At 53.0% G+C, this 13,705-nt stretch carries 9 protein-coding genes and 1 pseudogene; 2 read left to right on the forward strand and 8 right to left on the reverse strand.

Features of this window, described 5'->3' with window-relative positions:
- Positions 1–358 precede the first annotated feature (358 nt).
- Positions 359–1,646 (forward strand): annotated as a pseudogene (locus BMX66_RS14160) (IS110 family transposase).
- Between the two features lie 36 nt (positions 1,647–1,682).
- On the opposite strand, the gene BMX66_RS14165 reads toward BMX66_RS14160, so the two are convergent.
- From BMX66_RS14165 to BMX66_RS14195, 7 genes are all read right to left on the reverse strand, one after another.
- On the reverse strand, positions 1,683–1,889 hold the full coding sequence (locus tag BMX66_RS14165; RefSeq protein ID WP_090883340.1) for a hypothetical protein: 207 nt from the start codon (positions 1,887–1,889) through the stop codon (positions 1,683–1,685).
- A gap of 174 nt (positions 1,890–2,063) precedes the next feature.
- Positions 2,064–3,242 (reverse strand): HAF repeat-containing PEP-CTERM protein, encoded by a 1,179-nt coding sequence (locus BMX66_RS14170; protein WP_090883341.1) that lies wholly within the window; start codon positions 3,240–3,242, stop codon positions 2,064–2,066.
- A gap of 250 nt (positions 3,243–3,492) precedes the next feature.
- The gene (locus tag BMX66_RS14175; RefSeq protein WP_090883343.1) at positions 3,493–3,909 is read right to left on the reverse strand and encodes a hypothetical protein; all 417 of its coding nucleotides are present in this window, start codon (positions 3,907–3,909) and stop codon (positions 3,493–3,495) included.
- 515 nt (positions 3,910–4,424) lie between these two features.
- Positions 4,425–4,604, reverse strand: a complete 180-nt coding sequence (locus tag BMX66_RS14180; RefSeq protein WP_143058249.1) for a hypothetical protein — start codon at positions 4,602–4,604, stop codon at positions 4,425–4,427.
- Positions 4,605–4,947: 343 nt separating this feature from the next.
- A complete protein-coding gene (locus tag BMX66_RS14185; RefSeq protein ID WP_090883347.1) occupies positions 4,948–5,883 on the reverse strand; it encodes a pyridoxal-phosphate dependent enzyme in 936 nt (311 codons plus the stop codon).
- A gap of 116 nt (positions 5,884–5,999) precedes the next feature.
- Complete coding sequence (locus BMX66_RS14190) at positions 6,000–6,398, reverse strand: hypothetical protein (RefSeq protein ID WP_255398973.1); 399 nt, start codon at positions 6,396–6,398, stop codon at positions 6,000–6,002.
- A gap of 387 nt (positions 6,399–6,785) precedes the next feature.
- On the reverse strand, positions 6,786–7,886 hold the full coding sequence (locus BMX66_RS14195; RefSeq protein WP_090883350.1) for an ADP-ribosylglycohydrolase family protein: 1,101 nt from the start codon (positions 7,884–7,886) through the stop codon (positions 6,786–6,788).
- Positions 7,887–8,741: 855 nt separating this feature from the next.
- Between BMX66_RS14195 and BMX66_RS14200 the strand changes: the two genes are divergently transcribed.
- Complete coding sequence (locus BMX66_RS14200) at positions 8,742–12,848, forward strand: chemotaxis protein CheB (RefSeq protein ID WP_158593429.1); 4,107 nt, start codon at positions 8,742–8,744, stop codon at positions 12,846–12,848.
- Positions 12,849–13,013: 165 nt separating this feature from the next.
- Here BMX66_RS14200 and BMX66_RS14205 read toward each other — a convergent pair whose 3' ends face one another.
- Positions 13,014–13,556 carry a hypothetical protein gene (locus BMX66_RS14205; RefSeq protein ID WP_090883354.1) on the reverse strand — a complete coding sequence of 181 codons (543 nt, stop codon included), beginning with the start codon at positions 13,554–13,556 and terminating at the stop codon, positions 13,014–13,016.
- Positions 13,557–13,705: the final 149 nt, after the last annotated feature.

Consider the following 13,705-nt stretch of genomic DNA (forward strand, 5'->3'; position numbering starts at 1 on the left):
TGTCCTCACGGGCAAGGGTTGGGAATGGGTGGGGTAGGTGGACGATGAAGCAACAGGCCGCTGTTTCCTGCCCGTTGCGTTCTGGTTATCCCCCCACAATATAGTTACTCCGTCTCGTTTTCCTTGATACTGAAATGGCTGACAGGTAGCTGTCGGTGAAGGCGGGACATGCATTCGAGGATTACGAATACCCCCCACTAAACATTCGATGTTTTGGGACTTAGCTTCGAATCCGCGGATGCGCTTGCGTTCGTCAACGAATACTCAGGGCATGCCGATCGATCGACTCACTATATTGCCTTCGCAGAACTCAAGCATGCACGTCTCCTCCATTAATTTTTCGCTTCGGGAGAATGGGATGAATTCTTTAACAAGCACATCATTCACAGCCTTCATCGGCATTGATTGGGCAGACACCAAACATGATGTCTGCTTGCAGGCTTCGAACAGCGACAAAAGGGAGTTTGCTGTTATCCCTCACCAGGTTGATCGTATCGAGCAATGGGCGCACGCGATGCACCAACGTTTTGGCGGAACCATTGCCATAGCGGTTGAATTAGCGAAAGGTCCGATCGTCTATGCTTTGCAGAAGTATGATTTTTTTGTGTTATTTCCAATCAATCCGTCGACGCTGGCAAAATATCGAGAAACCTTTAAACCAAGTCGGGCCAAAAATGATCCGACCGATGCTGAACTCGCACTGGATCTGATCATGCGCCATCCAGAACGATTTAAACCGCTCAAGCCGCAGAGTGTTGCGATGCGCACATTGGCCGCCCTGGTTGAGCAGCGCCGTGCTTTGACAGACGACAAGACGCGATTTACCAATCGCCTGGGCGACACGCTTAAGCAATACTATCCGCAAGCGCTTGAGTGGTTCGATCATCGGGATACGATCTTATTTTGCGATTTCGTGACACGTTGGCCAACGCAAAATGCATGCAAGGAAAGCCCGCAGGTCTGTGCTGGAAGCCTTTTTCAAGGCGCATAACCTGCGTTCCGCCACGCTCATTGCCACGCGAATCGAAGCGATCAAAGCGTCAAAACCCTTGACCCAGGACGTTGCCGTTATCACGCCGCATCGTTTACTGGCGCTGGTGCTGGTCGAGCAGATACGCATTACGTTGCAGGCAATTGATCGGTTTGACCAGGAGATTGCGGCGCTCGCGCCGACACTACCGGACTATATGCTTTTCATTAATTTGCCTAGCGCCGGCCAGGCTCTGGCGCCACGCCTGCTTGCCGCCTTTGGTGAACAGCGTGAACGCTATGCAACTGCCGGTGAATTGCAAATGTATTCGGGCATTGCGCCGGTCCTTGAAAGAAGCGGTCAAAAAAGCTGGGTACATTGGCGGTTGCGGTGTCCAAAGTTTGTACGGCAAACGTTTGTTGAATGGGCTGCGCAAACCGTTAATAAATCTTTTTGGGCAGGCGCTTTTTACCAGCAGCAGCGGAGAAAAGGTAGCTCTCATCAAGCTGCCTTGCGCGCACTGGCATTCAAGTGGATTCGGATCCTTTTCCGTTGCTGGAAAAATCGCACACCTTATGATGAATCCACGTACCTGAATGCGCTGAAAAAACGCAGCTCACCGTTACTCGCGATACTCGGCACGAAGAACACGGAACCAAAATTGGCAAAAGCGTGAAAGGGAGAATCCGTGAACATTCACGGCCTTGACGGATCAACTCAGGGAGTTCCCCTCGCGAAACGTTGGGGGCATTGTGGGGGATTGCGCGGGGGAGCTAGTAGGGCCCCCCATGCCATCAGGGGTGTTGAGGTCGACAAGGTATTGGCGTTCTTGTGCGGTAGCATGGGTAACAAGGCCGAGGCTGCTAATCAGGACTGCGGCCAGAATGAAGCTGCGGGCTTTGAAGCAGTTGGGTGTCATAAGGTACCTCCCGTGCGGGGTTATCCATTGCCTCAATTAGAAGGAATGGAGATGGAACCTGCCCCATGCTTAAAGCTGCGATCAGGAGTAATCCAGGAGCTGGGAATCTTCCCACCCTGTCCTTCAGCAAGAGGGTGTTTAGCAACGCTATTCCTTCAAAGTAGGCGATGGAATTTACGCTGTCAAAGGCAGGCTTTTATTCCTCCATCCTGGATTTTCCGCCTTCTTACGATGCGCAATGAATCCAACCAGCGTCAACCCAACGAGCATTAAGGCATAGGTTTCAGGTTCGGGAACAACGCCCATGACAACGAGTTGTCCATTGTTATTGATGTCTATGGCTTCCGTCAGAATTACCGCCTCGGGCAGGTCAATCAGCGAATTAAGATCTTTCATGTCCTCACCGTTGGGACCGGTGATGAAGGCGTGCCAATGGCCGTCGGCTATAGTCGAACTACCCACTACCTGCCCCACATCATTGATGGCGGAAGCCCGACTCAAATCGCCGCCTAAAGTGCCAAGGTCCTTCATGGCCCCGCCATTGGAGACAGTAATGAAGGCACGCGAAGTATCGACGTCAAACACGGATTCCCCCACCGCCTGTCCAATATCGTTGATGTCATGAGCGTAAGTGTAATCACCACCTAAAGAACCAAGATCCCTCATGTCAACGCCATCGGGGCCGGTAATGAAAGCACTCTTATAGCCTGTAAACGAGTCGGAGTAAACTCCCACCACCTGTCCCGCATTGTTTATGGCAGAAGCATAGCTGTAATCTCTGCCCAAAGCACCAAGATCCCTCATCCCCATGCCATTGGGACCAGTGATGAAAGCATGGTATGCTCCTTCTCCAAAAGGCTCGGTAGAAGAGCCTCCCACCACCTGTCCTGTATCGTTGATGCCATAAGCAACGCTGTCATCACCGCCTAAAGCACCAAGATCCCTCATGCCCGTGCCGTTGGCGCCGGTAATAAAAGCATGCCTAGAGAACGTAGGCGCGTGGGCTTCTCCCACCACCTGCCCGGCATCGTTGATGTCGTAGGCCCAACTGCCACTCACACCCAGCGTGTCCAGTTCTGTCATGCCTCTGCCATCGGGACCGGTGATGAAAGCGTGGCCATTATAATCCTCAGGCAGGTAGAAGAATCCCACCACGTGCCCTGCATCATTTATGCCATTAGCATATGTGTACTGGGCGCCCAAAGGGCCAAGATCGGTCACGGTCCTGGTGTTGAGATCGACAAGGAGTGCGCGTTGTTCTTGGGCAGCAGCATGAGTAACGAGGCCTAGACCGCTAATCAGGGCTGCGGCCAGGATGAGGCTGCGGACTTTGAAGCAATGGTTGAGTGTCATGATAACCTCCGGCAAGGTAGCGTTTAGCATCTATTACTTCAAATTAGGTGATGGAATTCAAGCTGTCAAAGGTCATTCGGAGGTAATGGATGCTCCCTGAGATATGGCAGGGCTTTATCCTTGACGGTGCGGTAGCCGGGCTTGAGAATTGGAACAGCAAATAGCCCGCATCCGCGTCAAGGGATAGTTGATGCGCCTGGGATGCCTGTGATAGGCAAACGGGAAGGCACCCGATAACGTCTTTCAGACGCTATCTTGTTTGCGGCAGGCTCCATCCGTAAATTCCTTCATTGGGGACGCTGTGCACGTAGCAATTGCCGTTTTGGACTACCCATCCCTTGCCCTGACAGCGGGCCAACCTTTGCAACTCGCCTGATTGCGCAAACCGATAAGCCATCAGCCATCTGCCCTTCTGGCGTGTTGGCCCATGCAGTTGCTGCTTTCTCGTCCTGGGCTTCGCCATATCCAGCGCCATAGCCTGCCTCGTATCCGGCGTGGGACCGGTTGCATACCAGCCAATCCAGCTAATGCAAACCAATGCGACAACAATGCACATAGCCATCCATTTCCACTTCTGTCTGGCGGACGTGTTGTCGGAGGCATCTTGGGCGATGGAGCCCACCGCCCGGGCAAGCTCTGCCCAGGTTGCTTCCGCTGGCGCTTTCACAGTTGCATCCGCTGCCGTCCTGAAGTGAAGCGGTGAAGGGTCTCAGTCGCGGATTGCGCTATCGCCCGTGAACATTCATGGCCTTGACGGACCAACTCAGGGGCGTGAGTCCCCCCTCACAAAGGGATGGGGCGCTTGCTGGGGGATTCGTGCGGGCCGGGCTTTCGGCCTGTGACGTCAGGGGTTGGGGTTCAAGGGGCGCTGCGGCCGCAGGCAGGGCTTGCGGATCACAGGGCATGACAGGTGAAGCACACCGCCATCAGGCGGCTGGCGTGGCCTGTGATAGCGGCAAACGGGATGGGAGAAATTTTCGCGGACGCGAAAATCTATTCTGCCTTGGGGATGGATGAGTTCATAGGGGTTGCCTGGTCTGAATGGACGAGGCCGCTAATCGAGTTGTTGCAAAAGGGATCGTTACCAGATGGCCGGTACTAAAGGCCCGGTGCGCGCAGCCCATAGAGCCCTTCCCGCGGCCAGCATGGAGGCGGGTTTGCCAAAGAGCTAATGGAAGGGAATCAGGTCAACAAGAGATATCCACCGAGACTCATAAGGGCCACCGCCACTGGCCACATCATCAAGCCGTCTTCGGTGAAGAAGAACGCATATATCACTCCAATTATGAGTATCAACAGCATCATCGAGCTTACAAAAGCTGTGCCATCATTATCCATCCCCAGCCGAAGAAGTCGAGCCATGCCGTCGTCAGTCATCGTTTTGAGGTCCATCAGAGGCGTCCATACCTATTCTCGCAAAATGTTATAGATTATTATATGTTCAGTTAGCTTCATGAATTAATGCACTTTCCAGGGCTTCATATGTGAGAACAACCATTACCGGCAAAGAGTCTCCTTTATTCACCTAAGCGCAACTGTATTACGTAATAAGAATGGGTAGCGATAATCACCAGCAGCGCACAAAAGGTGGAGGTGGCAAGGTTAAAATCCCAATAATTGAGGCGGTGCGCCGATGAACCAAGAAAAAACATAAGCGCAAACGTTTTCTCCCTTGTCCCCCTTGGGAATGAGGCACACTGGATACTTAACATTTTGCTACGGCACATTCCACACGTGCCAACTCGACTAAGTCATCCGCAGTAGAACCAACGCCGCCGCATACGATAACTAATACCGTTTTATACCCTGATAACGCTGCAACTCTTTCGTACACCGCAGCGAGCGCAACGCCGCAAGCGGGCTCAACGACAGTTCCATGATCTTGCAGAAACTGCAAAGAAGCAGAAACGGCCAACTTGTCCGGCAACACAACGCTTTGGATACGGTGATTTTTGGAGTACGCCAATGCTTGTTCACAAACAATGCGCGCTCCTAACGTCGTCGCAATACTCGATATGTATGCAAGCTCGACAAGGAATCCCGCGGTTAGCGATTTCCCATAGGAGTCGGCACCTTCAGTTTCAACAGCGATGATGGGCACGTCGGCCCCTCCATTCCGCTTCAATCCTTCTATAACACCGCATAGGAGGCCGCCACCGCCGACTGACAGAACGATTGCGTCAGGCTTTAGACCAGCACGGAATATTTCATCAATTAGACTGGCATGACCCCTCCAAACCAGAGGGTCATCGAAAGGATGTATATATGCATCGGTAGATTGCATGATTGACAGCGCAAATCGGTGTGCTTCGTCCAAAGACTTCCCATGGACTATCACTTCCGCACTCTCTAAACGCATCAAGTTCACCGCCCGCTTTGAAGCTGTCTCAGGTACCACGATGATCACAGGTACCGAAAGGCAACGTCCAGCAAACGCAACTGCTAGCCCGGCATTACCGCCCGATGATGCAATGAAACGTTTTGCTCCTCGTTTTAGATATTCTTCGCATGCGTAGCCGATCCCTCGGGTTTTGAAAGAGCCGGATGGTTGCTCGGACTCCATTTTCAGCCAAATGGATTGGCCCACTTTATGGCTGATCGAATGGGATTCAATTAGCGGTGTTTCAATATATAGCGGCATTCCGAAGATATCTCCATGTAATGCGAACAGCTAATCTGCGGGCCAGTGCACAGAATCAATCCTACTGTTTCACCCCGTCCAGCCGGGTTCACCGCTGAGCTTTTGGGCAATCCAAATCAATGTGACGCCCTCGAAGCAATATAATCGCGTTTCGCGAGCTGCGACACCATCCTGTGGTGAAAAGCAGATTCGGCGGCTTTCTCTGCCGCCCGCTTGTATTTTTGCACCAGGGCGATGGCATTCGCTTGTGAATCCTGCCCGTGTCTCCCGTAGCGGTAGCTTTTGTCCTCGTAATACTGGAGCCGTTTCTCATGTTCCGCTGCTATTTTCAATAGTGTCCTGGCCCGGTTTTCATACCGCCTGGCGAGGCCGTCGTGGTCGACAAAAGGCCTGATATTTTGTGCGGACACACTCGTGTCGTCCTTCTTTGCTTCGATTGCACCGGTCTCCGAGCAGCCTGCGAGCAGGCCCAGCGTGGATATAGCCGCTACAAACTTCCTTATTTCTCTTTGCATGATAGGTACACTCCAATGAAATGGGTGAAGTGAAAGCCGCTTCATCCTATGCGGCCCATGCTTCAGAATTGTACCCAGTATTACTATAAATAAAAGTCACTTGTTTTGATTGTAAATATAATGTTTTGTTTATATATTATCGGACCTTAAATCCTAACTGGAATACCCCGGAATATGCCAAAAATTGGTATCCCTGCTCACTTTTGCTGCTCGAGCTTTACGAAGGCAGGGTGTGAGAGATCGTTTAAACCTCTCAAAATCCTCTCAATAGACACCGATCTGATTTTTGATTGATCATCTATCACAGCATTATTAAACCTGTGAGGACCGATATTCCATTTCAGCCACGCGCTCGTTGCCTACCTCTCCGATCGTTCTCCGGGCTTTTTACTCTCCCCGGCGTACGGGCGGTGTGCCTACCTGCGTGGCCAAATCCATTGCAAGCTGTCTGAGCGTTTCGCCTTCTTCCAGACCGTCGAGGAAGCGCTGGGGGATGCCCCGCAGCCCGGCTTGGGCTCCGGCTAGCGCCCCGGTCAAAATTGCACGCGCCTGGTTTTGCCCTCCACCATTCACGGCGTGCAACACAGCCGATTCGAAGTCCTGAGGAAAGCGGGCGGCCAGGTAGTAGGCTGCTGGAAGCTGGTGATAGATGGCACAAGGCATGCCGTATACGAGGGACACCTTCCAGGGGGGCTCTATCGGGATCCCCGGATCCGTGGCCGCGGTGGAAACATACGAAGGTGTCAGCAGGGCGTCAGGTGATGCAAACCGCCCGGCGAGGGGCGGGTCAGGGTCACCGGGACGCGGCGGTTGCAGATCTGAATGCGTTACCGCATGAAAAGGCAGTTCGCCGGTCTTCACCAAATGCATCAGCTTGCCAGACAGGTTTTTGTCGAGCTCGTGCCCTTGCACCAGGAGGCTCAGCACTGCCCCGTAAGCAACCGTCATCGAAAGCACGATATCGTCGACCTGGGTAAGCCGGGTATTATTGGAAATAGCTGTCGCCAACTCGTGGGGCTGAGTCGCGTAGCGGACGGCTAAGGCAAGTGTGCGTTCGATGGCTTCGGTAGTATCGGCGTGGCCACCCGTCTGTCCCCAGGGCCGTTTCTGCTGGACGCGCTTGCGCCAGGTGTTGCGGATGGATTGGCTTGTATACCCGCCCGGTCCGTTCGCTGGAGTGCCATCAAGCAAAGGAAACAGTTCTTCATCCATGCGCCTGCAGAAATCCGCTTCGTCATAGCCGCCTCGCTCGACGAGCGAACGGAGCATAAGCCTGAGAATAATGCCTGCCTGCGACAACTGGCCTGCCTTGAGGCCGTCATGGTAACGACCCGGTTTGGGGTCGGTATAAGTTGTGATCCAGTCGCCGTAGTCGCGGCGAAGCTCCTCCAGGTCATAGTACCAGTGAGGGCCCAGGCCCAGGGCGTCTCCGATAAAGGCGCCCATGATGGCGCCGGCAGCACGGTCTTGAATGGTGGATTCGGACATGACTCTGATCCTCCTCGTTAGACTGGATTTATGAACAAATAGGTCAAATAGGTTGGAAACGTACGTTTGTGCCAGACTGCACCGGTCCACTTCCGTGGAGATGGCTATCCGCGAGTAGGCTACTATCAATTGCGCTAGAGCAAGCCTATTTTCGTGCGTGAGCTTCTCCTTGGTGCTAAATCCCTCGCCGTGAGTGGTACTGTCAAAAAAGAGCGACTCCCGCGTCGGATGGTCGTGGGGCGAGACTCCGCTGCAGGAAGATCCTCGGCGCCATTCCCGACAGATGCTCTTTTACCTTCTTTTTCCTCTCTTTCCTCTTTAGTTTCAGCACTGATCGAAACCCGGTTACCATCTATTTGTACCCTGACATCCTCTTTCCTTCCCGGAATTCTCGGCTCGAACAGTATTAGGCCATATCATTTTCAGTCAAATCCACTTTAGTAAAGCTGGTATTTACCATTTCCGTCAATTATGATGGCTTTCCGAAGTTTTGGAGTAGATCTTCTATGTTGTAAAAGGGATCAAAGCGAGCAACATAGCCGAAGCGAGAGAGCCGCGGAATAATATTTGCCATGATATTTCCTCTCTTTAAAGTTATGAAGTTTATGCTTGACAACATTATCATTTCACCTGAACGTCCTTAATAGCTACCCTGGCTCAGCCTTTCCGCTTCATGACATGACCCCCTGGGTTTGTTGCAGACGCATCGACAGCGCTAGCTGGAAGGCCAAAATTAATTTTTCACGCTTTCTTAGAGAAGCCTTCTGTTCGGTCGCGAATATTAAATCAACCACCTACACCTCAGTTCATATTCCGCATCCTTCAAGGCGCAGCTTTTAGATGGAGGCACAGGCAATGGAAAAATCCACATCACCGATCAAGGTGAAAAAATCCGATCCTGGTTCGCCAAAACCAGACAATTTCCCGCCCACGGAAAGCAATCTTCCAGATGCTAAATTGGACGATTGCTTGAGGGACAATGAGGCGGCACTGTTTCCAATAATAGGAATCGGCGCCTCGGCGGGAGGGGTGGAAGCGCTGCAAAGATTATTTAAATCCCTGCCTCCGGATAGTGGAAATGCATACGCAGTTGCCGTGCATCTCGCGGCGGACCATCCAAGTCGGCTCGCCGAGGTTCTGGCAAACACTACCTCCATGCCGGTTGTACAGATCCTGGAGGATACTGCTGTCAAGCCTGATACTGCTTATGTAATCCCGCCCAATCATTATATGGTTTTCGATGCCGGGTTATTGCGCCTTCAAAAATTACCTCAACCGCGCTCAATGCCCAAGGCGATAGATCGTTTGTTCATATCGCTTGCAGAAGATCAGCAGGAAAGGGCAATTTGTATCATTTTGACCGGAGCCGACCACGACGGCACGGTCGGCCTCAAAGCCATCAAGGCGGCCGGCGGGATGGTCATGGCGCAATTACCCGAAACGGCACAGCATCCGTCGATGCCGGAAAGTGCCATTGATACGGGTCTGGTTGATTATGTATTACCGATTGAAGAGATGGGGAGCGCGCTCGCGCAATATATTGCCCGCTCGGATCTATGGCAGCGCAAGAACGAGATACCGAAAGCCGATGACATCGAGGTATTGAACGAAATCATTTCACTCCTGCGCATGGGGGGTGGGGGAGACTTCCGGGGGTATAAGGAAGGCATGCTCATTCGCCGTGCAAAGCGGAGAATGGCATTAAAAGGAATAACGATTCTGGGCGATTATGCCGCTTTCCTTCGTGGCAATCCTCAGGAGATTCTCGCGCTCGGCCAGGATTTTTTAATCAAGGTCACCGAATTTTTTCGTGAGCCCCCGGCATGGAAAGCGCTTGGGGAAGAGGTTTTGCCAAAAATAGTTAAAACGCTGGCTCCCGAAGAACCATTACGCGTCTGGGTAGCGGCGTGCTCGACAGGTGAAGAAGCTTACAGCGTTGGCATTGCCCTGCTGGAGTTGATAAGCAGGGGCGGCCTGGACTTGAAACTCAATATCATCGGTTCTGACCTCGATCGCGCCGCGCTTGAGTTTGCCCGCGCTGGAAGCTATCCAGAAAGCATTTTGACGGTGTTAAAGCCGGAATTGCTGGCTCGCTACTTCATTAGAGCCGATGATGGTCGATTTGTAGTCCGAAAGCGGCTTCGTGAGTCAGTCATGTTTTCACAGCATAATCTGATTGCCGACCCCCCGTTTTCGCACATGCACCTGATCAGTTGCCGCAACCTTCTGATCTATCTAAAGCCCGAAGTGCAAGATAAATTGCTCCGTATGTTCCACTTTGCGCTCAATCCTGAAGGGTATCTTTTTCTCGGAAAATCCGAAACGGTGGGGGAGAGCAGTGAACTCTTCATTCCCGTTGACAAGCAGCACCGCATCTACCGGTCGTTGCCTGTCATACGCAAGACCCCAGTCAAACTCCCGCTGGTACCCGATACCTCTACAACGAGGCTCGTCGGAAGCATTATGGGGGGTGAGCAGCGCCGTGCGACTTATGCCGAACTGGTGCGCGAACTTCTGCTGAAACAACGCTCGGCGACCGCCGTTTTAATTGATCGCGATGGGCAGGCGCTGTATTTTTACGGCCCCACCCGCAACCTCCTATGGCAGCCCGAAGGAGCGGCAACCCAGAACCTTTTATCCATGGTATCAGACGAGGTACGCGCCGCCTTGCGGGCGGTAATTCATTCTGCCCGGCAGGAAGGCAAAACAGGCGAAATGATACTCTCGCCACGGCCGGGCGGCGAGGAGGCCAATCGTCAGTTGCGGATAAGAGCCATCAGGGCGGGTGGAGAAAACAGTGGGCTTTTGCTGATAACATTCGAATACGAGGCACTCAGCAAAGCCCCCGACCAGGCGACGTACGATGCCGCGTCCTGGGCAAGACGGCAGCTCGAGGATGACCTTCGTACGACACGGGAGGACCTCGAAGCCTCGATTCAGGCACTCGAAGCGAACAATGTGGAGCTTCGCATCGCACATGAGGAGGCGTTGTCGATGAACGAGGAGCTTCAGTCCGCCAATGAAGAACTGGAGACTTCGAAAGAAGAGCTGCAATCCGTTAATGAAGAGCTGAATAGCGTCAACGGTGATCTGGAACAAGCCGTCGGTCAACTTCAGACCGCCAACGACGATCTGGCGAATCTGTTGGCAAGTAGTGAATTGCCCATCCTGTTTCTCGATCAGGAACTCAGAGTCAAGCGCTTTACTCCTGCTTCTCGCGGATTATTCAACCTTATCCCATCCGATATCGGCCGCCCTATCAGCGATCTTGCCTCGCCGCTTGAGTCCAGGGATATCGTAGGCGTTGCACGGGAGGTGCAAAGTTCCCGCGCTATCAATGAAACCGAGGTTCGCACTGCCGATGGACATTTTTACCTGCGCCGTGTTTTGCCGTACCTTGTTGAAGACCGTGCCGAAGGAACAGTAATTTCCTTTACGCCTATGGATGGGATCAAGCGCGCGGAGGATGAGTTGCGGGAAAGCGAGAAACGCTTTCGCACGCTTGCCGATAGCGCACCTGTCTTTATCTGGATCAGCGGCTTGGGCGCGAAGCTCGAATTCGCAAACCGGCGATTTGTCAACGATACCGGATGGCCTGTAGAAAACCTGCTCGGCACAAGATGGCATGGCCTTGTTCATGAAAACGACCTGACGGGTTATCTCGCGGCATGTTCGGGTGCAGAAGTGGCAGGGAGGGGCTACGACCAGGAATTAAGGATGCGCCAGGCAAATGGCACCTATCGCTGGATGCGTTTTGTAGGTGAACCGCGGTGGGACGGACAGCGGCTTGTGGGCTTTGTAGGTTCAAGTATCGATATTCAGCATCACAAGGATGCAGAGGACAAACTGCGTAACGCTGATAGACGGAAGGATCAATTTCTTGCCATACTGGGACACGAACTGCGTAATCCTCTCTCGCCCATACGCAATGCGGCTCAGGCTTTGCAGTTCGTGGAGTCTGGCGACCCGCGCCTCACCTGGGCGCAGGAAACGATCAGCCGTCAGGTCGGTCATATCACTCGTCTGGTGGACGACCTGCTTGATATCTCGAGACTCACGAGTGGCAAGCTGGCGCTGCAGAAAGAAACGGTAAATATGGCAGATATTGTTCGTCAGTCGGTGGAATCAACCAAGGCGCTTGTCGACGCACGGAAGCATCAACTGGCCATAGCAATCAGGGATGAGCCTCTTTTAGTCAGAGGCGACCCGGTTCGCCTCATCCAGATCGTTGAGAATCTCCTGGCAAATTCGTTCAAATTCACTGAACCAGGCGGCAAGATTTCATTGGAGGCCCACCGTGAAGATCAGGAGTTGGTGCTATCCGTGGAGGATAACGGAATCGGCATACCCCCGCACGCGCTGCCGAAGATTTTCGAACTATTTATGCAGGAGGAACGTGATGTCAGGAAGTCGAGCAACGGACTCGGCATTGGCCTCGCGCTGGTGTCTCAGCTCACTTCCCTCCATGGCGGCTCTGTTAAGGCATCGAGCCAGGGACCTGGTAAGGGCAGCAGGTTTGAAGTTCGGCTCCCTCTGGCTGATACTGAAACCTCGGCGACCCCGGCTGAGGCCACGGTGGCAGAGGCTGGTAAAGAACGTGTGCTGATCGTGGATGACAACGTCGACAGTGCTGATTCACTCGCAATGCTGCTGGCTATTTTTGGGTATCAGGTACGTGCAGCCTATGACTTTGAATCCGCTATTCGAGAGGCAGTTTCATTTGTTCCGCACGTCGCACTGCTTGATTTAAGCAAGCCTCAACCCGACGGACTCGAGTTGGCGAAGAGGTTTCAGGAAATGACTGAAACCCAAAATACTATACTAATTGCGTTCACCGGCTACGGACAGCCTGATGATCTTGCGCGAAGCAGGAATGCGGGATTCATGCATCATCTGGTGAAGCCGGTGGATGCTGACGCGGTCCACAAGCTAATAAAATCGATGAGACTTGTTGATGGTTAGCATGTCTACCTTTGACCCGCCCCTGAAATCAGTCCCGGTCTAAAGGACAATTCCGGCTCCATAGGCCTGCCTCCAAGGTTTTTCCCTTGCTTTGGCGGGCAAATTTACCGAGGCCAACCGCAATGCAGGGTGGGGACGCATCTCATCATAGTACTGCCGCCTTCATCAGCTCATCGGTATTGATGGTGGGGTATTGTCCGGCGGCGGGGGCGGCGGAGATGAAGTGCCTGGCAGAGGTTGGGATGGGTCTCCTTGTGGCTGATTGCCAGAGTCATCCAAGCGGCCTGATATGGGAATACGATGGCCCTTGCCGTACATGCATTGCGTATAATTCATGTCATAACGTCGCTGCTCAATATTACCTGAAGCCTCGGCAGTGCTCCTTCCCGCCAACCCTCCGGCCAGCAGGCCGCCACCTGCGCCAATAGCGGCACCGCGTCCTCCTCCAAAAATGGCGCCTGCCGCTGCACCCAGCGCTGTTGTAATGGCGGCGATTCCTAATCCGCTTTGTATTGAGGCTCTATTCGGTGTCTGTCCTTTGACTTGTTCGTTGGCATACTGCTTACAGTAGGCGTCATCTTCACGAAACTGATCGAATGTTTTGCCGGAACCAGGCAAGGCCATTACACTCGGTCCGCTGGGGATGCTTGCACATCCCGCTAATAAAGCTGCCAGCAGGAGAGGAGTCGATCTATAAGGGAACGTCATGGGGCTTCGATGCGTGCTAACGCTCAAGGGAGCTATAATTATTCCAGGCAGATTGCTGTATTGAGATGATACGCCCGTTCCTGGGTTGTTCTGTACGTTTCCACACGAACGCAAAACAAGCCAGGCAAGGTGGAACATTTTTTTCAATG

The organism is Nitrosovibrio sp. Nv6 (assembly GCF_900110495.1).
Lineage (GTDB): Bacteria > Pseudomonadota > Gammaproteobacteria > Burkholderiales > Nitrosomonadaceae > Nitrosospira.

Coding starts and splice junctions, on each gene's coding strand:
- BMX66_RS14165 (WP_090883340.1), bottom strand. CDS start 1,889: ATGACACCCAACTGCTTCAAAGCCCGCAGCTTCATTCTGGCCGCAGTC.
- BMX66_RS14170 (WP_090883341.1), bottom strand. CDS start 3,242: ATGACACTCAACCATTGCTTCAAAGTCCGCAGCCTCATCCTGGCCGCA.
- BMX66_RS14180 (WP_143058249.1), bottom strand. CDS start 4,604: ATGGCTCGACTTCTTCGGCTGGGGATGGATAATGATGGCACAGCTTTT.
- BMX66_RS14185 (WP_090883347.1), bottom strand. CDS start 5,883: ATGCCGCTATATATTGAAACACCGCTAATTGAATCCCATTCGATCAGC.
- BMX66_RS14190 (WP_255398973.1), bottom strand. CDS start 6,398: ATGCAAAGAGAAATAAGGAAGTTTGTAGCGGCTATATCCACGCTGGGC.
- BMX66_RS14195 (WP_090883350.1), bottom strand. CDS start 7,886: ATGTCCGAATCCACCATTCAAGACCGTGCTGCCGGCGCCATCATGGGC.
- BMX66_RS14200 (WP_158593429.1), top strand. CDS start 8,742: ATGGAAAAATCCACATCACCGATCAAGGTGAAAAAATCCGATCCTGGT.
- BMX66_RS14205 (WP_090883354.1), bottom strand. CDS start 13,556: ATGACGTTCCCTTATAGATCGACTCCTCTCCTGCTGGCAGCTTTATTA.